At 53.3% G+C, this 24,376-nt stretch carries 22 protein-coding genes; 2 read left to right on the plus strand and 20 right to left on the minus strand.

Annotation, left to right across the window (positions count from 1 at the left end; genetic code table 11):
* Positions 1–3: 3 nt before the first annotated feature.
* The 4 genes from araD1 to chvE all read right to left on the minus strand — a co-directional run bounded on the left by araD1 (position 4) and on the right by chvE (position 4,904).
* Complete coding sequence (gene araD1, locus CLV80_RS09335) at positions 4–987, minus strand: AraD1 family protein (RefSeq protein ID WP_106357298.1); 984 nt, start codon at positions 985–987, stop codon at positions 4–6.
* Positions 988–991: 4 nt separating this feature from the next.
* The gene (gene mmsB / locus CLV80_RS09340; RefSeq protein WP_207766548.1) at positions 992–2,200 is read right to left on the minus strand and encodes a multiple monosaccharide ABC transporter permease; all 1,209 of its coding nucleotides are present in this window, start codon (positions 2,198–2,200) and stop codon (positions 992–994) included.
* A complete protein-coding gene (gene mmsA, locus CLV80_RS09345) occupies positions 2,197–3,729 on the minus strand; it encodes a multiple monosaccharide ABC transporter ATP-binding protein (protein ID WP_106357300.1) in 1,533 nt (510 codons plus the stop codon). Before mmsA ends, mmsB begins: the two co-directional genes overlap by 4 nt.
* Before the next feature lie 113 nt (positions 3,730–3,842).
* Positions 3,843–4,904 carry a multiple monosaccharide ABC transporter substrate-binding protein gene (chvE, locus tag CLV80_RS09350; RefSeq protein WP_106357302.1) on the minus strand — a complete coding sequence of 354 codons (1,062 nt, stop codon included), beginning with the start codon at positions 4,902–4,904 and terminating at the stop codon, positions 3,843–3,845.
* 192 nt (positions 4,905–5,096) lie between these two features.
* On the opposite strand from chvE, the gene CLV80_RS09355 reads away from it, so the two are divergent.
* The gene (locus CLV80_RS09355) at positions 5,097–6,065 is read left to right on the plus strand and encodes a LysR family transcriptional regulator (RefSeq protein WP_106357304.1); all 969 of its coding nucleotides are present in this window, start codon (positions 5,097–5,099) and stop codon (positions 6,063–6,065) included.
* Here the strand turns inward: CLV80_RS09355 and CLV80_RS09360 are convergent.
* Genes CLV80_RS09360 through CLV80_RS09390 form a run of 7 tightly spaced genes read right to left on the minus strand, consistent with a single transcriptional unit; the run spans position 6,053 to position 14,265 of the window.
* Positions 6,053–7,435, minus strand: a complete 1,383-nt coding sequence (locus CLV80_RS09360) for a pectinesterase family protein (RefSeq protein ID WP_106357306.1) — start codon at positions 7,433–7,435, stop codon at positions 6,053–6,055. The two genes, CLV80_RS09355 and CLV80_RS09360, sit on opposite strands and share 13 nt — an antisense overlap.
* On the minus strand, positions 7,428–8,513 hold the full coding sequence (locus CLV80_RS09365) for a glycoside hydrolase family 88/105 protein (protein WP_106357308.1): 1,086 nt from the start codon (positions 8,511–8,513) through the stop codon (positions 7,428–7,430). The genes CLV80_RS09360 and CLV80_RS09365 overlap by 8 nt, the downstream gene beginning before the upstream one ends.
* Positions 8,514–8,515: 2 nt before the next feature.
* A complete protein-coding gene (gene pglA, locus CLV80_RS09370) occupies positions 8,516–10,015 on the minus strand; it encodes a polygalacturonase PglA (RefSeq protein WP_106357310.1) in 1,500 nt (499 codons plus the stop codon).
* Positions 10,016–10,075: 60 nt separating this feature from the next.
* On the minus strand, positions 10,076–11,341 hold the full coding sequence (locus CLV80_RS09375) for an ABC transporter substrate-binding protein (protein ID WP_243394487.1): 1,266 nt from the start codon (positions 11,339–11,341) through the stop codon (positions 10,076–10,078).
* Between the two features lie 23 nt (positions 11,342–11,364).
* Positions 11,365–12,483 carry an ABC transporter ATP-binding protein gene (locus tag CLV80_RS09380; protein ID WP_106357312.1) on the minus strand — a complete coding sequence of 373 codons (1,119 nt, stop codon included), beginning with the start codon at positions 12,481–12,483 and terminating at the stop codon, positions 11,365–11,367.
* Positions 12,483–13,376 (minus strand): carbohydrate ABC transporter permease, encoded by an 894-nt coding sequence (locus CLV80_RS09385; protein WP_207766550.1) that lies wholly within the window; start codon positions 13,374–13,376, stop codon positions 12,483–12,485. Before CLV80_RS09385 ends, CLV80_RS09380 begins: the two co-directional genes overlap by 1 nt.
* A gap of 4 nt (positions 13,377–13,380) precedes the next feature.
* Positions 13,381–14,265: a carbohydrate ABC transporter permease gene (locus tag CLV80_RS09390; RefSeq protein WP_106357314.1), complete on the minus strand. Its 885-nt coding sequence runs from the start codon at positions 14,263–14,265 to the stop codon at positions 13,381–13,383.
* 430 nt (positions 14,266–14,695) lie between these two features.
* Here CLV80_RS09390 and CLV80_RS09400 point away from each other — a divergent pair, with 430 nt between their 5' ends.
* Complete coding sequence (locus CLV80_RS09400) at positions 14,696–15,565, plus strand: AraC family transcriptional regulator (RefSeq protein ID WP_106357318.1); 870 nt, start codon at positions 14,696–14,698, stop codon at positions 15,563–15,565.
* On the opposite strand, the gene uxuA is transcribed toward CLV80_RS09400, so the two are convergent.
* The 9 genes from uxuA to uxaC form a co-directional block, all read right to left on the minus strand.
* Entirely contained in the window at positions 15,562–16,737 is a 1,176-nt protein-coding gene (gene uxuA / locus CLV80_RS09405) for a mannonate dehydratase (RefSeq protein WP_106357320.1), read from the minus strand. The genes CLV80_RS09400 and uxuA overlap by 4 nt on opposite strands.
* Positions 16,737–18,188 carry a mannitol dehydrogenase family protein gene (locus CLV80_RS09410; RefSeq protein ID WP_106357321.1) on the minus strand — a complete coding sequence of 484 codons (1,452 nt, stop codon included), beginning with the start codon at positions 18,186–18,188 and terminating at the stop codon, positions 16,737–16,739. Before CLV80_RS09410 ends, uxuA begins: the two co-directional genes overlap by 1 nt.
* The gene (gene kduD, locus CLV80_RS09415; protein WP_106357323.1) at positions 18,166–18,894 is read right to left on the minus strand and encodes a 2-dehydro-3-deoxy-D-gluconate 5-dehydrogenase KduD; all 729 of its coding nucleotides are present in this window, start codon (positions 18,892–18,894) and stop codon (positions 18,166–18,168) included. The genes CLV80_RS09410 and kduD overlap by 23 nt, the downstream gene beginning before the upstream one ends.
* Positions 18,891–19,715: a 5-dehydro-4-deoxy-D-glucuronate isomerase gene (gene kduI / locus CLV80_RS09420; protein ID WP_106357325.1), complete on the minus strand. Its 825-nt coding sequence runs from the start codon at positions 19,713–19,715 to the stop codon at positions 18,891–18,893. Before kduI ends, kduD begins: the two co-directional genes overlap by 4 nt.
* A 14-nt stretch (positions 19,716–19,729) precedes the next feature.
* Positions 19,730–20,041: a cupin domain-containing protein gene (locus CLV80_RS09425; protein ID WP_106357327.1), complete on the minus strand. Its 312-nt coding sequence runs from the start codon at positions 20,039–20,041 to the stop codon at positions 19,730–19,732.
* 7 nt (positions 20,042–20,048) lie between these two features.
* Positions 20,049–21,329, minus strand: a complete 1,281-nt coding sequence (locus tag CLV80_RS09430) for a TRAP transporter large permease (RefSeq protein WP_106357329.1) — start codon at positions 21,327–21,329, stop codon at positions 20,049–20,051.
* Between the two features lies 1 nt (position 21,330).
* Positions 21,331–21,843 (minus strand): TRAP transporter small permease, encoded by a 513-nt coding sequence (locus CLV80_RS09435; RefSeq protein ID WP_106357331.1) that lies wholly within the window; start codon positions 21,841–21,843, stop codon positions 21,331–21,333.
* A 68-nt stretch (positions 21,844–21,911) separates the two neighbouring features.
* Entirely contained in the window at positions 21,912–22,892 is a 981-nt protein-coding gene (locus tag CLV80_RS09440) for a TRAP transporter substrate-binding protein (RefSeq protein ID WP_106357333.1), read from the minus strand.
* A 30-nt stretch (positions 22,893–22,922) separates the two neighbouring features.
* Positions 22,923–24,329: a glucuronate isomerase gene (uxaC, locus tag CLV80_RS09445; protein ID WP_106357335.1), complete on the minus strand. Its 1,407-nt coding sequence runs from the start codon at positions 24,327–24,329 to the stop codon at positions 22,923–22,925.
* Positions 24,330–24,376: the final 47 nt, after the last annotated feature.

Below are 24,376 nucleotides of genomic sequence, written 5' to 3' on the forward strand. Positions count from 1 at the left end.
CTCCTATAGTTTGCGGACGGCGACAGCGCCGTTAACCGCAGGGGTGGTGGAAAGTGCATTTCTTAACGGTAGTCCAAAGGCTGGCGCGCTTATCTCGAACACATCGCCATCTTGGGGAACGATGCCATCGGCAAACGACAGGGTCGCCGTGCCAAACATGTGCACATGAACATCACCGGGCTGGCGAAACACGTCGTACTTGAAATGGTGGTGTTCGAGGTTCGCAATGGTGTGCGACATGTTGGTTTCGCCAGACAGGAATGGCTTTTCGAATACTACGTCGTCGCCACGCATAATTTTGCTGGTACCTTCCACGCTGTTGGGCAAATCGCCGACCAACATCTCTGGGCCAACGGAACAGGGCCGCAATTTCGAATGCGCAAGGTACAGATAGTTTTGGCGTTCGGTCACGTGGTCCGAAAATTCGTTGGCCAATGCAAAGCCCAAGCGGAACGGCGTGCCGTCTGCGCCGATAATATAAAGCCCAGCCAGTTCCGGCTCTTCCCCGCCATCCAACGCGAATGACGGTGATACTAATGGCGCACCCGGTGAGACCAATGCTGCACCCGTGCCTTTGTAAAACCATTCAGGCTGCACACCGACCTGCCCGGCATCAGGCTTGCCGCTTTCGACACCCATGCGAAACATCTTCATGGAATCTGTTTCTTCGTCCGCTTTGGCATGCATTGAAGCGCGGGTTGACGCAGACCCAAGATGGGTCAAGCCCGTGCCTGTAAGATGCAGATGTGCCGCGTCCGGGTGGGTCAAAGGTGGGAGCAAACGACCATCGGCATATAACGCCTCAAGGTCAACAGCAGCACCCAAACCGACATCGGAAATATGTGTATGCAGTGTTGTGCCTTTTGCGGCGCAATCAATCGCCATTTCATACAGCGATTGATCCGATTTTACTTCGAACGCCTCTGTCCCGTCGCGGGCGACAACCTGAATACGACCATCAGCTTTACGGTATTGTGAAATCAGCATCTGATTAGCCTTTCTTCTTGTTGAGAACGTCAAAGACAACCGCAGCCAAAAGCACGAGGCCCTTGATGACTTGTTGCCAGTCAATACCGATCCCTAGGATCGACATGCCGTTATTCATCACCCCCATGATAAAGGCACCGATCACGGCACCTACGACGGTACCAACGCCACCCGCCATCGACGCACCGCCAATAAAGACAGCCGCGATCACGTCCAGTTCGAAACCAAGACCTGCTTTGGGGGTCGCGGTGTTAAGGCGCGCGGCAAAGACTAGACCAGCCAGCGCCGCCAGTACGCCCATGTTTGCGAAGGTAAAGAAGGTCAGCTTTTTACTGTTGATCCCAGACAGCATCGCCGCCTTTTCATTGCCGCCGATCGCATAAATCCGTCGCCCCATCGTCGTCCGAGACGTGATGAAGGAATAAACCGCAATCAACAGCGCCATTACGATGAACACATTGGGCAAACCGCGGAAGTCAGCCATCAGCCAGCTCATGTAGATAAGCGCGATAAAGATCAGACCATTCTTGGCGGCAAAGAATACAAAAGGTTCTTCGACACTCCCTGTCTTCGTGGCCTCCATGCGGCTGCGCACGGCCAAGCCCACGATGATAAGCGCTACAAGCACTCCCAAGAAAAGAGAGAACAGGTTCAGATCTTCACCATTGAACAGGTCAGGGATGAATCCGGACGCGATTAGCTGAAACTGCTTGGGAAACGGGCCGACGGATTGACCGGCGAGCAGCCAAAGTGTCAGACCCTTGAACACCAGCATCCCCGCCAAAGTCACAATGAACGATGGAATGCGTAGATAGGCGATCCAGAAACCTTGGGCCATACCGATGATCCCACCTGCGATCAGGCAAAGCACGGCGGCAATCGGATAAGGGATATCCCAATTCACGATCATCACAGCGGCAAGCGCACCAACAAACCCCATAACGGACCCGACGGATAGGTCGATATGGCCCGCGACAATGACCAACAACATGCCCACGGCCATGATGATGATGTATGAATTTTGGAGGATCAGGTTGGTCAGATTGACCGGCTTTAGCAAAATACCGTCAGTCGTGATCTGAAAGAAGATCATGATCGCGACAAGCGCAAACAGAATCCCATATTCGCGCATGTGACTGCGTAGGAATGACCAACTTGATTTGACCTCCATCTTGGGCTGATCGTCGGTGGTATTGGTGGTTGCCTGGGTCATGCCTGGTCCCCTGATTTAATGATGGTGGCCATGATTTTTTCTTGTGACGCGTCTTCGGTCGGCATTTCGCCCACAAAACGGCCTTCGTTCATGACATAAAGTCGGTCTGTGATGCCCAGCAGTTCGGGCAATTCAGACGAGATAACGATGATCGCTTTGCCTGATGCGGCCAGTTCGCGGATCACCGTGTAAATTTCGAATTTCGCGCCAACATCGATGCCCCGTGTAGGTTCATCAAGGATCAGCACATCAGGGTCGGAAAACAGCCATTTAGACAAAACGACCTTTTGTTGATTGCCCCCCGAAAGGTTCACCGTTTCCTGCTCAATCGAGCTGGACTTGATATTCAGTCGGTCACGATATTGGTTTCCGACAGCCACCTCTTTGGCGTTGTTCACTACGATCCCATTCGCAACCCCTTCAAGGTCGGCCAAGGGGACGTTGCGCCGGATCGTATCATCAAGCACCAAACCATAGGTTTTTCGATCTTCGGTCGCGTATGCCAGCCCCGCGTTAATCGCGCTGCGCACATTGGGCAGATGCACGGGTGCACCGTTGATCGACACCTCGCCACGGATGTGGGCACCATAGCTGCGCCCAAACAGCGACATCGCCAATTCGGTACGGCCAGCGCCCATCAAACCAGCGATACCAAGAACCTCACCCTTCTTTACAAAAAACGACACGTCTTTGACGACTTCGCGTTCGGCATGAAGCGGATGCGTGACGCACCAATTCTTGACCTCCATCGCGATCTCATCGCGGGCATGTGGGATGCGCGGCGGGTAGCGGTCATCAAGCGACCGACCAACCATATCGCGGATGATATCATCTTCGCTGATGCCCGCACTGCAATCCAATCGCGACACAGCAGCACCGTCACGGATCACTGTAATCGTATCGGCGACGCGGGAAATCTCGTTCAGTTTATGCGAGATCAAGATCGAGGTAATGCCCCGAGATTTGAACTCTAGCAGCAGGTCCAACAGCTTTTCACTGTCGGTCTCATTCAAGGACGATGTTGGTTCGTCCAAAATCAAAAGGCGGACGTTTTTCGATAGTGCCTTTGCGATCTCAACCAGTTGCTGTTTGCCTAGGCCTAGGTTGTCGACAATCGTATCTGGGTGTTCGTCTAATCCGACGCGGGCCAAAACTTCGGCGGCACCTTTGCGGGTACTGCGCCAGTCGATCACGCCACGGTTGGCACGCTCGTTGCCCAAAAAGATGTTTTCTGCCACCGACAAAAGCGGCACCAGCGCCAGCTCTTGGTGGATAATGATGATACCTTCGTCTTCGCTATCCCGGATGCTGCCAAAGCTTTTGACTTGACCGTCATAAACAATGTCACCCGTGTAGGTGCCATGTGGGTAAACACCTGAAAGCACCTTCATTAGGGTCGATTTTCCGGCACCGTTTTCGCCGACCAAGGCATGAATTTCACCCTTGGCCACGGACAGGTTCACCTGATCAAGCGCTTTAACACCCGGGAATTCCTTGGTGATCGCGCGCATTTCTAGAATTGTTGACATTTACGGCTCTCGTCTGAGCTAGAATAGGTGGTTCCCGCCTTGAAATAGGGGACCGGGCGGGAACCAAATTGATGGCAAGCATGAACAACACTCGCCATCACGGGAGCGGTTGATTACTCGATTTGGTCGGCAGTGTAATAGCCGCTTTCAAGCAGAACAGATTCCCAGTTTTCAGCTGTCACTGCGACAGGCTCTAACAGGTAAGACGGCACGACTTTTACGCCGTTGTCGTATGTTGTTGTGTCGTTGATTTCAGGCTCGCCGTCATTCAACAGGGCTTCGACCATACCAACAGTCACACGGGCCAGTTCACGAGTGTCTTTAAACACTGTGGAATACTGCTCGCCTGCGATCATGGATTTGACAGACGGCACTTCGGCGTCCTGACCGGAAACGATTGGCATTGCCATATCGCCAGATCCATAGCCCACGCCTTTCAGCGAAGAAAGGATACCAATCGACAGACCATCATAAGGCGACAGAACACCGTGAATTGTTGTGTCGGTGTAGTTGGCAGATAGCAGGTTATCCATACGCGCCTGCGCAACGGAACCATCCCAACGAAGCGTACCAACAGTATCCATACCCATTTGACCGGACTGGATCACGATATCACCAGAATCGATCATTGGCTGAAGAACAGACATACCGCCGTCATAAAAGAAGTAAGCGTTGTTGTCGTCTGGGCTACCCCCGAACAGTTCAACGTTCCAAGGTTTGTCATCAGGGAATCGTTCCTGAAGACCATCAACGATTGTTGTTGCCTGCTGAACGCCAACCTTAAAGTTATCGAATGTCGCGTAATAGCTGACGTCGCCGCTGTCGCGGATCAGTCGGTCATAGGCCACAACTTCGATATCGGACGCTGCCGCGTTGGCCAGTGCGTTCGACAGTGTCGTGCCGTCAATCGCTGCGATAACCAGAACATCAACACCTTTGGTGATCATGTTTTCGATCTGCGCAAGCTGGTTAGGAATGTCGTCTTCTGCATATTGCAGATCAACTTCGTATCCGGCCGCTTCAAACTGCTGCACCATGTTTTCGCCGTCAGCGATCCAACGTGCAGATGATTTCGTTGGCATCGCGATACCAACATAACCTGCGTCCTGCGCAATCGCGCTTGACCCCAATGCCACCAATGCTGTGGTCGCGAGAATTGTCTTAAAACCAGTCATATTTTCCTCCCTGGCGCATCGCAGCACGGAATACAGGCCCGATGCATTGTCCATTTGCCACCTCGCGTGGGATCAATTTCCATCCCCACCACGCTTGGTACGCGCCGGACAGTCGCAATCTTCGTCATTGCAATCAAATCAGAAATTAGACATTGGATATATATAATTTGATATATGAAGTGATCAACGCGCATGGCGAAATCTGTATCTGAAACTGGTCAAACAGCACGACTTATCCAACGTGGGCTTCGGTTCTCTCAACTTCGGCTGATTGTATGCGTCGAAGACACGGGTCAAATCTCGACGGCGGCGGATCAGTTAGGGATGACACAGCCCGCCGCATCGCGACTGTTATCAGAGCTTGAAAAAACATCTGGCTGCAAACTGTACGAGCGCCATCCACGCGGTGTCGACTTAACCGAAGCCGGGCATGTCCTTGCCGCTCGTGCCCGCAAGACGCTTCAGGAACTAGACAGTGCATTCGATGAAATCAGCCTTATTAACAGCGGCGCACGCGGAATTGTACGGATAGGAACTGTCACCGGACCAGGACTAGAGCTCATCTTGCCGGTCGTAAGGGAACTGCGTGTGACCTATCCCGACATTGAATTTGATGTGCTGGTAGATACATCCGACAAATTATCCGAGGCGCTGCTTGCGCATAATCTCGATTTCTATCTCGGCCGTGTTTTAGGAAATACCGATCCCCGTGCCGTCACATTGCGCCCCGTCGGGCCGGAACCAATCGCGCTCGTTGTGCGAAATGGGCACCCACTTTTGCGGAATACAAACTTAACGCTAAAGGACTGCTTGGCATACGATTGGGTCATGCAGGCAACAAACGGCCTCATGCGGTCGGCAACCGAGACATATCTGCTTGAACACGACTTAGAACCGCCAGCGCGGGTGCTGAGTACGTCATCACTTCTTCTTACGATGGGGTTAATCAGTGACACGAATGCGATCACACCAATTGCGCGATCCGTGGCCGAGCTTTTTACGAATCCTGCCCAACTCGGCAGCAATGTTCGCATTCTTGATGTCGCTCATGACATGTCCGTTGGGGCATATGCATTAATCCAGCGACGCGGGTCCGACCCAAGCCCCGCCGTTCGACGTGTGCTAAACCAACTGAAAGCGCGACTTGATCAGATTTCTTGATTATCGAATTCAGCTAGAAAAACAGTATCAGGCGAAACATCTGACAGATCCACAGGCTGCGCCGGTAGCCAATCAGAAAGGGCAGACGTCACATCGGCTGCGCGGAACTGTACGGGACGAAACCGTGCATTCCACACGCCGGGCGTATATTCACCATCACGGCCGAAAGTCCCCCCGTTCCAGTCATCCCATGGCGCTGCCGGGTTGATATGCGCGCCAATTTTAGAACGCAAAATAACACACTTGCCGACGGCTTCTAGCGTGGCGCGACTGATCGTTCCATTTGGTTCATTGTATTCTGACACATGATCAAGATCACAAGTATAATCCAGTACGGACGGCACGCCATACGGCGTTGCCCGTACAGATTCGAACCATTGTCGCCCTAAACTGAATCGCCCTGCCAACGCGTTTTCACTGCCATCATGCGCAAACGTGCATGCGCTGAACACAAATCCAAATGATGTGCGGATATTCGTGCTTGGTGCCGCCACCCACGCATGAAGCGCGCGTGATCCGCGCGACACAATCGTGCAGTCGGTGAAATAGGCAGTCGTTTGACCAAATATAAAATCCACATCGCCAGCGATTTTACAGCCCTTAAAGTACGACCGTGACGTCGTGAAAGGAGCAGGTGATTTCAGGTAAAGCGTGTCTTGGAAGCTTTCGAGATGCAGGTTCTCACAATGCACTTGATCTGCACCTGCAACTAGTAAAGCCACAGCCTGATGTTGCCCGGTGCTTTGCTGAAAATCAGCGCGGGTCGCACCACTATCGTCTGCGCCCTGCGGCAACCGATCCGCGTTATAAGTATTAACCAGTGTCATGTTTCGAAGCTGACAACCGTCGTTTTCAACCCGCACCACCGACGTATTCGCCGTCGTGATCTTACTGTGCGCAGAAATTCGGTCAAATATCGCAATAATTTCGGGGGCATGTCCCGTAAACAGACCTGCAAATCGGTCTTGATATTCCTCCCCCGGCATTTCCGCATCAACATTTGCAGAAATCTTGGTGCGGCTCGGATCCGCGTCCATTCCATAAATCGTGACCGGAACAGCCCGGCCCTGCCAAGTAATCTGAGGAATAAAGACCGGACCTTTGTATTCGCCCGGCTCTAAGCCGATATAAATGCGATCAGGACCAGCGCATTCAGTCACGGCTTGGTTCACAACGTCGGCTAAACCCAGTTCTGGTGTGCCAATATAATCCGGGTCGCACACAACCTGCCCCGCCATGAACTCATCCAACCATGGACACCACGGATCAACCGTTTCGTCTCCTGCAACACCTGTACAACGCAACACATTGGCAGCTGAATACTCAACAGCTTGTGCCTTAGTTAATTGAGGACGCAGAACATTAGCCAACGGCGCGTTCCTTTTTGATTTCTAAGGATAACGCATAGGCCGTGATTAATGGTGAAACACCTTTGGGATCATCAGAACAAATCTTTTCGCTGACATAATACTCTGCGCTGCCGTCACGATAGCGCCCTTCGAACGGACCAAGTCCAGCAACCCAGCACATGTCAAACATCTCTAGCTGACCATCGGGGCGTTGGCGCACGGTTTGATCAATCAGCGTATCGACGAGCTCATCATAATTGGCGGGCAAAATGCCGATCCGTGATGCTTTGACCAGCGCATATACAAACATCGCAGACGCCGAAGATTCTTGATAGTTTTGAACAAGATCGGGGCGGTCAATAACCTGAAGCCACAGTCCGTCGGGCTTACGTAGTTCATAAATTTTCTCAAGCAATTCAACCGTGTCTTGGCGCAAAGGTGCGAACTCTTGCTCTGATACGACTTCGGCAATATCGACAAGCGCCATGGCAACCCAACCAATTGCACGAGACCAAAAAGCGGCAGAATGACCCGTCTTTTTATCCGCCCAAGGCTGCATTCGCGCTTCGTCATATGCATGCGCGAATAGGCCTGATTTTGCGTCGCGATTGGTATTCAGCGCGGTGGCAATTTGCGTCAGCGAATCTTGCACCATCGCCTGATCACCGATTGCCTGCGCATAACCCACCTGAAATGTCGGCCCCATATACAAACCGTCCAACCAAATTTGCCAAGGGTAACGCAACTTATGCCAATATACGCCAGACTTTGTACGCGGATGATGTTTCAGTTGCAGCGCAAGGTAATCAGCCGCAACCATATATTTTGGATCACCCGTTTGCGCGTGAAGATAAACCAAAGCGCGCCCAGACAGGATGTGATCAATATTATATTCTGACGGATCGTACCCAACCGGCAATGACGCATCGGTTAGTTGTCCGTCGACCAAACGCTTTAGGTGGTCAAGCCAGCGATCTTCGCCCGTCGCCTGATGCATCGCTTCGAGCCCACGATAGACAAGCCCGTCTTCATAGCACCATGATCCACCTTTATAGTATTTATGATCACGCGCGTAGGCATCAAAATAGTCACTTAGCATGGCTAGATTTCCTCTGGTGAAAGCACGGTCAGATCACCGCCCAATCTGGCAAATTCAGTAATAATTCCTGCGTGAAGTTCTGGGCCTACGTTGCTAGCCATCACGGGAACGCCCGGTGTTGCATTGGGATCGTAAGACACCCAAAATCCATCAACCGAAATCCCTATAATCGGCGCTTCGGGTAACCCGATAAGAGCAGCGGCAGCATGCTGCACGCCCTTTGCCATCACGTTCCTAAGTGTAATGTCGGTAACCAACGGGGTTGTTTCATCGACTGGTGCGGGATCACGCGTTTGAACTGCATCACTGCGACCGTCAGGATCGCAAAAGTAAAATGCGTTCACGGCCAAAGGCGTAGCAACATTTTCCATGTGAACCATATCAAGCGCGATCCGTGCGACTTTGCCACCGCGCCCGCGCCGGGTCTTAATCCGCACACCACGGTCCGTACCATCAAATGTGCAACGCGTAATCGTCACATCGGTAATGTCACCGCTCATTTCAGAGCCCAGCACCACCGCACCGTGCCCGCGTTCCATCAGGCAGTTACGGATAGTCAGCCGGGTTGTCGGGGCCAAATGACGGTTATCCCCCTTTTGCCGCTTACCAGCTTTGACCGCGATGCAGTCGTCGCCGACCGATATCCGCAGCCCAACCACCTGCGTATCAACGCAACTTTCCGGATTGAAGCCATCGGTGTTTGGGCTGTCTGGCGGATTCTGAATAAACATTGCCGCAGCAGTAAGATTTGAGCAATGAAACGGATGCACCGTCCAAGAAGGTGAATTCGCGACAGTTATCCCGCTTAGGGTGACATTCTGACAATGTGCCAAAAACAATGTACGTGGGCGTCGCGCGCCATCTCGGGTTTCTTTTGGCCAGCTCCACCAGTCGCCACTATCACCGCCACCGTCGATGCGGCCCAGCCCGGTGATCGTCAAATTTTCACACCCGATCGCAGTAATTGGTGACGCAAAACTCGCTTCGGGAAGACCTTCCCAAGTACCGACATTCACTCCGTTTTCGTCCCAAGCAGGAAGAATAGGCCAGTCTGTACGGTCACCCGGCGCGGCGATTTCGGCACCTTTCGCCAAGTACAATGTCATATCACTGCGTAGAAATATTGGTTTAGCAACATATCTGCCGGCTGGTACGTATAGCGTCCCACCAATCGGCAACGCATCAATCGCCGCCGCAAACGCAGGCGCGTTATCAACACTGCCAGTAGCTGCACCAAAGTCAGTTAAATCGATTAGGCCTGCACATGGCGGCGTCTGAAACGTTGCCACCCCCATTGCCGCGCGAAACTCATAGTTTGTGTCAGGCTCTAGCGCATCCAGAAACACTGAAACCGTAGTGGCTTCGCCTGTATGAACGGGTTCATTTCCGGCCCTTGCCAACGACCACGCAATAGGTTCAGCGAGATGATATAGCGCCTGATCAGGCGATAGCAGTACCGTGGCCGTGCGTGGTGTCACAGCAATAATTTCAATAACAGACATGGGATAACCAATTAGGTTTGAGATAGGTAGCGCCGCAAACCACGGCGCCACCCAAAGGATTTATTTAATGTCTTCAAGCGCCTCGTTGATGCCATACAGCATGTCATCGGCGGCGGTTTCCGCGTCGATTTCACCGTAAGCAAATAGCTCTAGGTTATCGGACATCGCTGAACGCACATCTGGGTGCTCCATGAAGGGGTGGATTGCTGGGCCTTCGGCATCCAGAACCAACTGCTGCGCTGCTGACTGTTCTGGCGCAATAGCACCTGCGTCCGATAGCAATGCCTTTGCCGCGCTTGAACTTGGGACGCCACGTGCGGTTCCCATTGCAGCAACACCTTCGGGTTCATTCAACAGGCAATTCAGCACTTCTGCCGCGGCCTCTTGGTGATCCGAGTTAGCCGAGATCGAGAACACCATCGACGACTTGCGATAGATGCCCTCGGTCTGCTGGCCATCCTGGGAAAGGATACCGGTGTAAATGACCTCTTGGCCTTCATCCAAAGGATCAGAGATTTTGAAATAGGTTGAATCCCATTGGTAAGTGCCTGCGATTTCACCGCGTGACCAGCGTGGGTTTTCGTGCAAGGCAACGTTGCCTGCAGCCGCACGATCACGCCATGCTTCGATGACATGTTCATCAACCATTGCTTGATACATCTCGATCGCGTCAACCAGTTCTTCCTTGGTCCAAAGAACTGTGTTTGTCGCAGGATCAATCAACGGCTTGCCCGTTTTTTGGGTACCGTACAGTGTGATGATTAGCGCGGCGTCTAGACCGGCGGCCTCGAACGGATAAAAATCTTCGCCAAGCGTGTCGCGGAACACCGGACCAGCAGCCATCAGTTCAGCCCAAGTAGTTGGGATCGCAAGGCCGGCGGCCTCAAAGCTGTTTTTGTTAAACACAAACAGGCGACCTGTTGTTGAAACGGATAAACCGTTCAACGCACCATTCATTGTGCCCGCTTCGATTTGTGCAGCATCCCAGCTGGATAGATCAATCGTGTCGGACAGTTGGTTCATGTCAGCAAAACCAGTGCCGTCTGCAGACAGGATTGGTAGCCATGGCCAGTTAATCTGCATGATGTCGGCTTCGGTGCCACCAGCAACCTGCGTCACGACTTTTTCAAAGTGACCAGACCAGCCTGTGAATTCTGGGCTGATTGTATGACCATGCTTTGCACCACAAACCTCAAGCGCAGCCTGGGTTGCAGCGTGACGGCTATCACCGCCCCACCAGCTCATGCGGAGTTCGTCTGCGGTGGCCGATCCGGCCAAAATAGTCGAGGTCAGCGCGACCCCTAGAAGTGTCTTCATATGCGTCATTTGGTTTCCTCCCTTTGACGTTTTTATTCAGCCAGCGACACGTTCTCCCCACTGGCCCTGTCGAAAATATGCATCTGCACACCTGTAGGGCGCAGACCTACGCGATCACCGCGCTGTAATTTGAGATCAAATTTTTCGGTCGGAACGACCGCGATAAATGCCGCGTCACCAATCGTGACGTGAACGTTCACCTCGTGTCCCATAAATTCAATGTTGTGAATAACGCCGGAAAATGCGTCGGCAGCGCCATCGGTTTCGATGGTCATGTGCTGTGGGCGAATACCAAGCGTGACCGGACCCGGCGCAGCATTCAAACGCGCCGACAAATCAGCGGGCGCAGAAATCGTCTGGCCAGCCAGCGTTAGCTTTGGCGTGCCATCCATCGTTAGTTCGGCATCCGCAAGGTTCATTTCCGGCATACCGATGAAACCGGCGACAAACGCGTTCGCGGGCTTTTCATATAGCGTCACAGGATCTGCGACCTGCATGATGTGACCATCTTTCATCACGCAAATCCGGTCGCCCATTGTCATGGCCTCGACCTGATCGTGGGTCACGTAGATCACCGTCGCGGGGCGACCTTCATCGCGCAGCCGTTTATGCAAATCAGTGATCCGCACGCGCATCGACGCACGTAGTTTCGCATCAAGGTTCGACAGCGGTTCATCGAACAAAAACACCTCTGGGCTTTTAATCAACGCACGACCAACGGCGACACGCTGGGCCTGACCGCCAGACAGTTGTTTTGGCAAACGGTCCAACAGTTCGTCGATCTCCAGGATACCCGAAACTTCGCCAGTCGATGCTTCAATCTCATCCTTTGGCTTGCGCTTAAGCTTGAGCCCAAAGGACAGGTTCTTACGGACCTTCATATGTGGATAAAGCGCGTAGTTTTGGAACACCATTGCGATGCCGCGTTTGCCGGGTGTCAGGTCATTGATGATCCTGTCGCCGATGCGAATTTCACCGCCAGAAATGGTTTCCAATCCTGCAATCATCCGCAGTGTCGTCGACTTGGCGCAGCCCGATGGGCCAACCAGCACCATGAATTCACCGTCTTTGACATCAAGGTCGATGCCATGCACCGCCTTGAAACCATTGCCGTACATTTTTTCGACGGATTTTAGTTGCAGCTCAGCCATTAGCCTTTGACCCCCCCGGTCGAAATACCTTCGATGAAGTATTTTTGTGCCATGAAGAACACGATCAGTGACGGCGCGAGCGCCAGACAGGACATCGCCAAAATCTGGTTCCAAGCGAACGCCTCGGTCGTGTCGATGGACAGTTTCAGCGCAAGGCTGATCGGATAGTTTTCAACCGATGACAGGTAAATCAGCGGCCCTAGAAAGTCGTTCATGGTCCACATGAACTGGAACAAACAGACCGAGATCAGCGCAGGCGTCAACATCGGCACAACGATGTAGATCAAGGTTTGTAACGTGTTCGCACCGTCCACGCGGGCGGCTTCTTCCATGTCGCGCGGGATCGCCCGCAGGAACTGGATCAGCATAAAGACAAAGAACGCATCGCCAGCCAGCGCCGAAGGCACCCACAGCGGCAGAAAGCTGTCCAACCAACCGATGTCACGAAACAGCAGGTACTGCGGAATGCGCGTTACAACGTTTGGCAGCAGCAGCGTTGCTATCACCGTCGAAAAGATGATCTTTTTAAACGGAAAGTCGAACCGAGCGAACCCGTAAGCAACCAATGTACATGAAATCGCTGTCCCGATCATTTTCGGAATGATGATCATCATCGAGTTCATAAAGAACTTTGCAAAGGTGTACGGCGTCGATGTTTTCCAACCGTCGATGTAGCCTTGGACGGTGGGTTCTTTTGGCCAGAACGACGGGCTCGAGAAGATCTCGGCGTTGGTTTTGAATGATGCACCAAACATCCAGACCAATGGGTAAACCATGATCAATCCGACAATGATCAACAGGCTATATCGAAAGGTCGAAGATATTCGTGCCCGACGCCGCTGTTTTTCCATATTCGCAAGAGTATCTGCGCTGATTTGTGGCATAGCTGTCATGCGCTTAGCTCCTCTTGTCGCCGGCGTAGTAGACCCATTTCTTTGATGACCAGAAGGCGATCAAAGTTAGGACCATAATAATTACGAAAAGCACCCAAGCGATCGCGCTCGCATAGCCCATGTCAAAGCTTTTGAAGGCCTTGTCGTAGATATAGAGCGGCAGCAAATAGGTCGATTTCAGCGGGCCGCCTTCGGTGATGATGTAGGGACCGTTGAATTCTTGGAACGCCTGCACCGTCTGCATGATCAGGTTAAAAAAGATGACCGGTGTGATCAGCGGCAGGGTAATATAGCGGAACAATTGCCATTTGTTCGCACCGTCAATCGACGCGGCCTCGTACAAGGATTTATCGACTGACTGCAGCGCGGCTAGAAAGATCACCATCGCAGAGCCGAACTGCCAACAACGCAACAGACTGATGGTAAACAACGCGTTTTCGGGATCGCCGAACCAGTTCACACCTTCCAGCCCGACACCTTCAAGCATCATGTTCACGAGGCCCGTATCAGCAAAGATGTAGCGCCACAAAACCGCAATCGCGATTGAACCACCCAAGATCGAAGGCACATAAAACGCTGTCCGAAATAGGCCGATCGCGCGTAGGCGATAATTCAAAATCACCGCGATGAACAAAGCAAACGCCAGCTTTAGCGGCACCGTCATAAACACATAGGCCAAGGTAACCTTGAGCGACTTGTCGAACGTCCGGTCACGCGTGAACAGCTTTTGATAGTTATCGAGGCCGGTCCATTCCGGCTTTGACAGCAGATCGTAATCTGTAAAGCTAAGATAGAAGGACGCAACAAACGGAAACGCCGTGAACAACAACAACCCGATGACATAGGGCGCGACATACCAAAGCCCTAGATATTTACTGTCACCACCCATTTACGCGGCCTCCCTAACTATTTCTTTCGGAAGATGGCCCACCGTGGCAGTCTCCATATCCCGATAAAGCGCGTGCAAAAGACGGTCGTCCAGACGTGTGCTCAACGGATTAGCGCGAAGTAAGTCTGCCCCGGCCGCAACACCCGGAAAATCGCAAGAAGCGGTAGATATGCCTTTAAAAGGGGCAACAACCAGCGCTGCTACGCGGTTGTTCACACCTTTGATGGCATAGGCAGTTGACACGGGAGTACCGTGTTCGGAATTATTCATGCATTAAACCCCAAACCCATCGATCGCACGTCAGTGCGGTAAATAGGTAAGGCTCCTCCCTTACTGCAAATTCAGGTGAATCTTGCAGACGATTTGTTTCTTGCCTGTTATGTTAGTCTGGTAGCAGTGACCCTTTGAATGAACAGTATGCAACAAAAAGATGGATAAAATCGAACATTCACTTCTTTCAGCGATGCCCGTCCAAGCATTTTCACTAAAATTGGCCCGCACAGCGATTCGAATGACCCACACACCAAGCTGGAAAATAAACAAAATCAATCCAGACCATGACTTGGTTATTTGCCTGTCCGGGTCGGCAGTTTATGATTTGGATGGCGAAAAGACCGAGCTCAGGCCGGGCATGGCGATGCTTATTCCCGCCTACCAACGTTTTCTTGGACAGTATGCAGGGTCCGGCGAGATGCTGACAGGCGTAGCGCAACATTTTTCGCTAGAACTATTTGGTCGCGGCGATGTTGTCGGACAAATGAATTTGCGGCGCTGTGTTAAGCTAAGTAATTGGGACGTACTTGAACCGCTAGTCAGGCACTTTCGGAACACGCCACAAGGTACGACAACAACACTGGCAGCGCATCACCAATTCATGGTGTTACTATTAGCCTATCTAGATGATGCGTTAATTGAATGGCGCACAGCCGCTAACCCGCAGCACGACCAAGATCGGCTATCGCTTCAGATTATGCTAACTGCATCCCGGCTTGCCGCGGACCCCGTTGGCGCTGGCGGCCTGACCGAAGCACTGGCTGCCGTCCCATACAACCCTGACTACTTTCGTCGTGCGTTCCGTGATCGGATTGGCATGACCCCGCAAAAATACCGCGAACTCAAACGTATGGAGTTTGCAGTAAACCGTTTGGGCGTTGGATTGTCAGTGAAAGAAGTTGCCGCAGAACTGGGTTATTCGGACCCGTATTTCTTTAGCCGGATGTTCAAACAATACATCGGAGCGAGCCCGTCGCGGTATCGTTGGGCGGGCTCGTCACCGATTGATGCAGACGAAATCGCCTAGTCTACGTGCGATAATCCCGCGATCACGCCACGCAACTCTGCCAGCCCGCGCAACCGCCCGATCAGCGGATAGCCCGGATGCGTTTCGCGATCAGCGTCAGACAACAGATCATGACCATGGTCAGGACGAAATGGGATTGATGCATCGGCGCGACCTTCGGACTTGCGCCGCTTTTCTTCATCCAACAGCACCTTGATCAGCGCGACCATATCGGTGTCACCTTCCAGATGTGCCGCTTCTTCAAACGCGCCATCTGGGTCTTTGCGCACGTTCCTCAGGTGCGCGAAATGGATACGGTCAGCGTGGGCAGCTGCTATCGCTGGAACATCATTTGCGGGATTAGCGCCAAGCGACCCCGCGCAAAGCGTTAGCCCGTTTGCGTTACTGTCATGTGCGGACATGATCCAATCGATATCAGCAGCATTCGACACGATCCGGGGCAACCCCAAAATGTCGCGCGGGGGATCGTCTGGATGAACGCAAAACCGCATCCCAAGGTCTTCAGCGGTTGGAATGATCTCGTTAAGAAACCTACGATAGTTCGCACGCAAAGCATCGCGGTCCAAGCCGTCGTATAACGTCAGCGCATCACGCAACCCATCCACATCGTATCGGTCGTAGGCACCCGGAAGTCCTGACATAATCGCGTGAAGCAGCGCTTCGCGGTCGGCGTCGGTCGATTTCTGGAACCAAATCGCAGCGCGATGACGTACTTCTTCGGGGTAATCGTCCTCGGCTTTGGCACGACCCAGCATGTGAATTTCGAACGCAGCCATGCGGTAGGCTTCGAACCGCAGACATGTCCCACCGCGTGCAACGGGCGCGGCAAGATCGGTACGTGTCCAATCAAGCAAGGGCATGAAGTTATAGCAAATAACCTGCACACCAGCCGCAGCCAAATTCGCCATCGACTGACGGTAGTTCGCGAACAGTTGTGTCAGATCGCCTTCGCCACGTTTGATACGTTCGTGGATCGGCAGGCTTTCGACGACCGCCCAATCAAAGCCAGCCGTCCGAATTTCATCCGCGCGGGCGTTGATGGCCTCGGGCTTCCAAACTTCGCCATAGGGGATTTCGTGCAGGGCGTTCACGATGCCGGTCGCGCCGGTTTGCGCGACCTCTGGCAGTGTGATTTTGTCAAAAGGCCCGTACCAACGCCAAGTTTCTTGCATTAGCTAAACCCTTGAACCGTTGCCCGCGCACCGTCGTGGCTCAGGCGCATGAATGCGTCGGTCACAGCGTTACGGAAAACTGGGTTGCCCGCCAGTTCCGGCGCAAAAACCTCTTTGATTGCCAACAAGGCCAACACCTTTTCTTCTGGATCGTCGCTGCTGTCATAGGCGGCGCGCAACTGATCAGCGAGCGGGTCTTTCACCTCAATCGCCGCACCTTTTTCATCGACACCGCCGACGTAGCGCATCCATCCGGCGACACCCAGTGCGAGCCCGGGAATACCCCTACCAGCGGCCAGATTATCAACAACAGTACCAAGCAACCGTTGCGGTAATTTTTGCGAACCATCCATCGCAATTTGCCATGTGCGATGTCTGATCGCAGGGTTTTGGTAGCGTTCTAGCAAAGCCGCACAATAGGCCAACAAATCCTCACCTTCAGGCTCCGGAACAGTGGGTGTGATTTCGTTTTTCCACAGTGCGTTGATAAGATTGGCGAACGCCGGATCTGCAACTGTATCGGCGATCGTTTCATATCCTGCCAAATAACCAAGATAGGCCAGCGTCGAATGGGTGCCGTTCAGGCAGCGCAGTTTCATCAGCTCGAACGCCTCAACATCGTTGACCAATTGCGCACCAACGCCACCCCAGTCTGGGCGATCGCCGTTCACAAAGTCATCTTCGATGACCCACTGCCGAAACGGTTCATGCATCACGCAAGCATTGTCGATGTACCCTTGGGCCGTCGCAAGCGACGCAATATCAACGGGGGTCGTCGCTGGTGTGATCCGATCAACCATTGTCGCGGGGAAACGCCCGTTATCGGTGATCCATTCCGCTAATTCCGGGTCTAATGCACGGGCAAAGTCCAAAATTACGCTGCGTGTCAGCGGACCGTTATTAGGTAGATTGTCACATGGCATCAACGTGAAGGGCGCATGTCCTGCCAAACGCCGACGGTTCAATGCGTGAACGATATAGCCAATTGCGGAACGCGGCGCTTCTGGGTGGCTCAAATCGTGCACAATATCGGGATGGTCCATCAATAGCGCGCCCGTTGCTGGGTTGTGGCAATATCCCTTTTCAGTGATCGTCGTTGATACGATCTTTACCTGCGGGTCCGCCATCGCCGTCAGCACGGCTTCGGGGTTTTCAGGGGCAACCAACACGTCATCGATGACCTCGACCACGGTGTATTCAGCGCCATCTGGTGCCAGCTTTACCGCTGTATAGGCGCAGCCTTGCGGCTTTAACTTTTCGCGGATGTCACTGCTGCGCAGACTGACAGTTAGAATACCCCAGTCGCCGCCGGATTTCTCCATTGCCTCTGCTGTGAACGGCGCATTGAAAGCCCGGAAAAATGCGCCCGGCCCAAGGTGAACAATACCCACCTTAGGACGCGGCGTATCAGAGCGCTGCAAATGTGGTTCAGCGGGCAAGCCAGCCTCCATCAACGTTTAGAACAGCACCATGCACATAGTTCGCAGCCGAAGACGCTAGGAAAACAGCAGCACCACCCATGTCAGACGCGTCCCCCCAACGGCCCACAGGAATACGGTCAAGGATTGCTTTGTTGCGTTCTTCGTCCGCGCGCAATGCGGTCGTGTTGTTGGTCGAAATGTATCCGGGCGCCAATGCGTTCACGTTGATGCCTTTGGCAGCCCATTCGTTTGCCATCAGCTTGGTCAGGCCCGCGACACCATGCTTGGACGCCGTGTAAGACGGCACACGAATCCCCCCTTGGAACGACAAAAGCGAGGCGATGTTGACGATCTTCCCGCCAGTCCCACGTGCCAATGCCGCCTTCGCAAATGCTTGGCAGGTAAAGAACACAGCCTTTAGGTTCACGTCCATGACGTCGTCCCAGTCAGCCTCGGAAAAATCGACGCTATCGTCACGGCGGATGATTCCCGCATTGTTGACCAGAATGTCGATCTGCTGATTCGCAAAGATGCCCGTCGCGGCCATCGGATCAGCAAAGTCTAGCTTTAGCGCGGTCCCATTTGGGACCATCGCGAGCGTTTCATCCATGCCGGATCGCCCGGCACAAACCACCTCTGCCCCAGCATTCCCCAAGGCGACCGCAATCGCCTGCCCAATGCCCGTGTTCGCACCCGTCACAAGGGCGCGTTTTCCAGTGAGGTCAAACGGGTTCACCGCAAGTCTCCCATCGCGATCATATCCATGTCAGTGAAATCAACGTTGTCGCCAGCCATCGCCCAGCAGAACGTATAAGACCCGGTGCCTGCGCCGCAGTGGATCGACCATGGTGGGGAAATGATAGCCTCTTCGTTGGCAATCACCATGTGACGTGTCTCTGATGGTTCACCCATAAAGTGGAAGACCCGCTGATCAGGATCCACGTCAAAATACAGATATGCTTCCATCCGGCGGTCGTGACGGTGTGCAGGCATTGTGTTCCACAATGAACCCGGCTTGAACTGGGTATACCCCATCAACAACTGACAGCTTTTGCAAACATCTGGATGTAGCACCTGAATGATGACGCGCTCATTAGCTTGCTCGCGCGAACCCATTTCAACGCGGCGTGCATCAGATTCTTTGATGTGCGTGGTTGGGTAGGTTTGGTGCGCAGGGGCCGACAGAATGTAGAAACGGCCAGCGCCAGAAAACTCAACAGCGCCACCGCCCATACCCACATACAGAACTTCGCCTTTGGCCAATTCGTACGCAGCGCCATCGACTTTGACCGTCCCGGTTTCGCCGATGTTCAGCACAGCCATTTCACGACGTTCAAGAAACGTCTTCGTGCCGGTTTCGGGCATGTCAGTCAGCGTCAGCGTACCTTTGCCCGGAACAGCCGACCCAAGGATCAAGCGGTCATAGTGGCTATAGACCAGACGAATTTCACCGTCGGCAAATAGATCGCCAACGTGAAAATGGCTGCGTAGCCCCTCGGTATCGAGGGTTTTCGTGGTTGCGGGATCAATGGCGTAACGGGATTCAGATTTCAGCATGGGGAGGTTCCTTTTCAAAGAAAATCATCACGGCGCGGCGTGAAAGTGTCGATCAAGCGGCCGTCTTCTAGGCAGCGGCAACCGTGAACAGCGCGGGATGGAATTACAAAGCTATCGCCGGGGCCGACTTCGGTTTCGACACCGTCGACGGTGAAAGCAAAGCGACCGGATTCCACATAGGTGGACTGGACGTGCGGATGGCTGTGCAGTTTGCCTTCGCCATCTTTGTCAAAGGTGAAAGCCACTACCATCAGTTCGGGGCTTTCGGACAGGACTTGGCGTGTGACGCCGGGATCAGCCTGCACGATGGGGAATTTCTGGGTCATAGTTTCCTCAGTGAAAGAGTGACGGCAGCCAAAGCGACAGCGCCGGAATATAGGTGACAAGCATCAGTGTACCAAAGGCAGCACCGTAAAACGGCCAGATGGATTTGACCGCATCAAAGATTGGGATGCGCCCAACCGCACACCCCACGAACAGCACAGCGCCAACGGGCGGCGTACAAAGCCCTATGCCAAGGTTCAGGATTAGGATCACACCAAAGTGTACCGGATCGACACCAAACGCTGTGGCAACTGGTAGGAAGATAGGTGTCGTGATGACGATCAGGGGCGACATATCCATGAATGTTCCAAGGATTAGCAGGACCACGTTCAGCAACAGCAAAATGACGATAGGGTTGTCAGACACACCTTGCAGCATTTCAACCATCGCGGCGGGCACTTTGAGATAAGCCAACAGCCATCCAAATGATGCTGCGCACCCGATCACCAACAGTACCATCGCGGTTGTGCGAACAGCAGCGAATGTTGCTTCGACAAAGTCATGCCAGCTAAGGCTGCGATACACAAAGAACGTAATCAGCAACGCATAGACAACCGCGATGTTGGACGATTCAGACGCCGTAAAGATACCGGACCGGACCCCGCCAAAGATGATCGCAACCAAGATCAAACCAGGGGCAGCGGACACAAACAAAGTGCCCATCATAGCAAGACCGGGAAATTTTTCAGTTGGGTAACCACGCTTTTTGGCAACAAACCATGCAGCAGTCATCAGCGACATTGCCAGCAAGAAACCCGGAATGATCCCTGCAGTGAACAGATCAGCAATCGAAATACGGCCACCAGCCGAGATCGAATAGATGATCATGTTGTGCGAAGGCGGCAACATCAGCGCAATGATCGAGCTGACGACGGTAATGTTTACCGCATAGTCCACGCCATAGCCGCGTTCTTTCATTTGTGGGACCATCAAGCCACCCACGGCAGATGCATCAGCCGCAGCCGACCCAGACACGCCACCAAACATGACAGAGGCGAGAATATTCACCTGACCAAGGCCGCCGCGCAAGTGTCCAACAAAGGCACCCGCAAGTGCCACCAGCCGCCGCGCGATATCGCCGCGCACCATCAGGTCGCCTGCGTAAATAAAGAACGGGATCGCCATCAGCGCAAAAACGGACACGCCAGAATTCAGACGTTGGAACACCACCACCGGCGGCAGGCCAAGATAGGCAACCGTGGCAAAGCTAGAAACGCCAAGACAGAACGCAACAGGCGTACCAATCAGAAGCAGGAACACGAATGTTCCAAAAAGGACGTAAAGCTCCATCTTAAGTCGCCTCGCTGTTATCGTCGCCAAAGCGGGCGGTGGGCAGGCCTGCGGCACGGCGCGCGATACGCTCGACCGAGAACAGCGCGACAAGAACGCCGCCAGCAACGATAGGAATAAAATCAAAGGCACCAGAAATGCCCAAAGACGGCAGCGTATTTCCAGCGGTCTTTTCCGCAAGCTGCCAGCCAAACCAGATCATGCCAATGCCAAAGCAAGTCACGACCAGATCGGAAAGAGAATACAGGAACATCTTGCCCTTGTGCGGGATCACATAAAGCAGCACGTCAAACGACAGGTGATACCCTTCACGGATACCGACTGCTGCACCCAAGAATATGAACCAACCCATGATCATCACCGACGCAGGTTCAGTCCACGAAATACTGTCATTCAGCACGTAACGCCAAAACACTTGCGCAGCGATCAACACCGTCATTAACACCAGTCCCGTACCAGCTGTCCAAAGCGCGGCGCGCCCGATCAAGCCCGTCAGAACTGCAATTTTCATCATAAAGCCCTGCAAAGGCGTTCCCCCCGAAAGTTTCGGCCCGCAACAGCTGTTGCGGGCCAAATTTGGTATTATTCAGTTGCCTGAATGTCAGCGACCATCTGCTGAAGCACAGGTGAAGTTACGTATTTTTCGTAAACTGGAACCATAGCTTCGATGAATGGTGTCTTATCGATGTCTGTGACGATCTCGACACCAGCAGCACGAACGCGTGCTTCGGATTCAGCTTCACGCGCAGCCCAAAGTTCACGCATCACAGGAACGGAATCGCGCGCTGCTTGGCGTACGATTTCCTGATCTTCGGCTGACAGCTTATCAAAGCTGGATTTCGCCATCACCAGAACCTCTGGCACGATCAAGTGCTGATCAAGCGTGTAGTATTGTGCAACTTCAAAGTGACCAGAGCTGTCGTATGAAGGCCAGTTGTTTTCCGCGCCGTCGATAACGCCCGTTTGGATCGAAGAATACACTTCGCCATACGGCATCGGTGTCGCGTTCGCGCCCAGCGCAGAAACCATATCAACAAACATGTCAGACTGCATCACGCGGAACTTAAGACCCGCCAAATCTTCGATGGAATTGATCGGCTTTTGCGAATTGTAGAAGCTACGTGAACCGCCATCAAAGAATGCCAGACCCACCAGATCATGGTCGCTGAATGCTTCCAGAATCTGATCGCCAACAGGGCCATCCATCACTTTGTGCATGTGCTCAACTGAACGGAAGATATACGGCAGCGAAGGGATTTGTGTTTCTTCGATGATGTTGTTGAACGGCCCAAGCGAAACACGGTTCATGTCGATTACACCGAACTGTGTCTGCTCGATCGTGTCCTTTTCCTGACCCAGCTGCGCTGAGTGGGATACTTCGATGCAAAGACGCCCGTCAGTGCGCTCTTCCAACAGATCGCCCATGTGGTTCACGGCAGCGACGGTTGGGTAACCGTCAGGGTGCGTATCGGATGAACGAAGCGTTACTTCACACGCTGTTGCAGCCGAAGCCATCGCAACGCTGGCCAGCAACGCTGCACCAATAGTTTTTGTAAAAGTCATTATTTTCTCCTCCCAGAAAAAATGGCCCTTTCAGAGCCGGTAAGCCTGCTTAGCAAGCCGGTAAGTGAGGTCATGTGCGACCTCATGTGCATCCGCCAAACCAAGCCGCCCCGTCGCGACAAGATTAGCCAGATACGCACAATCCGACCGCCGGGCGACGTCGTGCCGGGCGGGAATTGAACAAAATGCGCGGGTGTCGTCGTTAAAGCCGACGGTATTGTAAAACCCGCATGTTTCAGTTGTTGCTTCGCGGAACCGCTTGATCCCTTCGTTGCTGTCAAAGAACCACCAAGGCGGCCCCAAACGCAGCGCCGGGTACGCACCAGCAAGCGGTGCCAATTCGCGGCTGTAGCTGGTTTCGTCCAACGTAAAGACGATGATCGTCAGCGACGGTTCCATTCCAACCGCATCCAAAAGCGGCTTTAGCGCGTGCACGTAGTCAGTCTGGCTTGGGATATCGAAACCCTTGTCACGACCAAAGCCCGCAAAAACACTGGCCGAGTGGTTGCGGAACGATCCGGGATGGATTTGCAGAACCAACCCGTCATCAAGGCTCATCCGCGCCATTTCAGTTAGCATTTGCCCGCGAAATGCGTCCGCCTCGTCCGGGGTACATGTCCCCGCCAATGCCTTAGAGAACAGCGCCGCCGCATCGGCCTGCAACATATCTTCGGTACGGGCAGTCGCGTGGCCGTGGTCGCTGGCGGTCGCGCCATAGGCTTTAAAGAACGCGCGACGGACCCGGTGCGCCTGAAGATACCCTTCCCAAGTAGAGGTATCTTCGCCAGTCAGTGCGCCAAACTGCACGACGTTATCAGCGAAACCTTCAAATTCAGGGTCAACAACATTGTCCGGGCGATAGGTCGTTACGACCCGACCATTCCAATCGCTGTCGCCGATCATTTTATGCCACGTCAGATCATCCAATGCGCTTTCGGTCGTCGCAAGCAGCTCAATCCCAAAGCGATCAAACAACGCCCGCGGGCGGAACGCATCCTCTGCCAGTTTGGCGTCGATGTGATCGTAATATGCATCAGCGGTATCAGCCGACAGACGCTCATCCAGATCGAACACGTGTTCGAAAGAATGATCCAACCACATCGACGATGGGGTGCCACGTAGCAGGTGGTAGTTTTCTGCAAAACGACGCCAGATTTTGCGCGGATCATCCTCGACAGCGCGACCATCCACGCTTGGAACACCCAGATCAGCCATCGGCACGCCTTGGGACACGAGCATCCGGAATACGTAATGGTCCGGAACCACGAACAATTGCGCAGGATCGGGAAAGCGCTCGTTCTTTGCAAACCAACTTGGATCGCAATGACCGTGAGGGCTAATGATCGGCAACTCCGCGACGCTTTCGTACAATTCACGCGCCAGCGTTCGCACCGCTGATTCGACCGGAAAAAGACGGTCCGGATCAGTTAATTTCATTAGATTTCCCCCCAAAGCACTTGCGATACCTCTAGTCATCTAATATG

The organism is Yoonia maritima, from assembly GCF_003003285.1.
In the GTDB taxonomy this organism is placed as follows: Bacteria; Pseudomonadota; Alphaproteobacteria; order Rhodobacterales; family Rhodobacteraceae; genus Yoonia; species Yoonia maritima.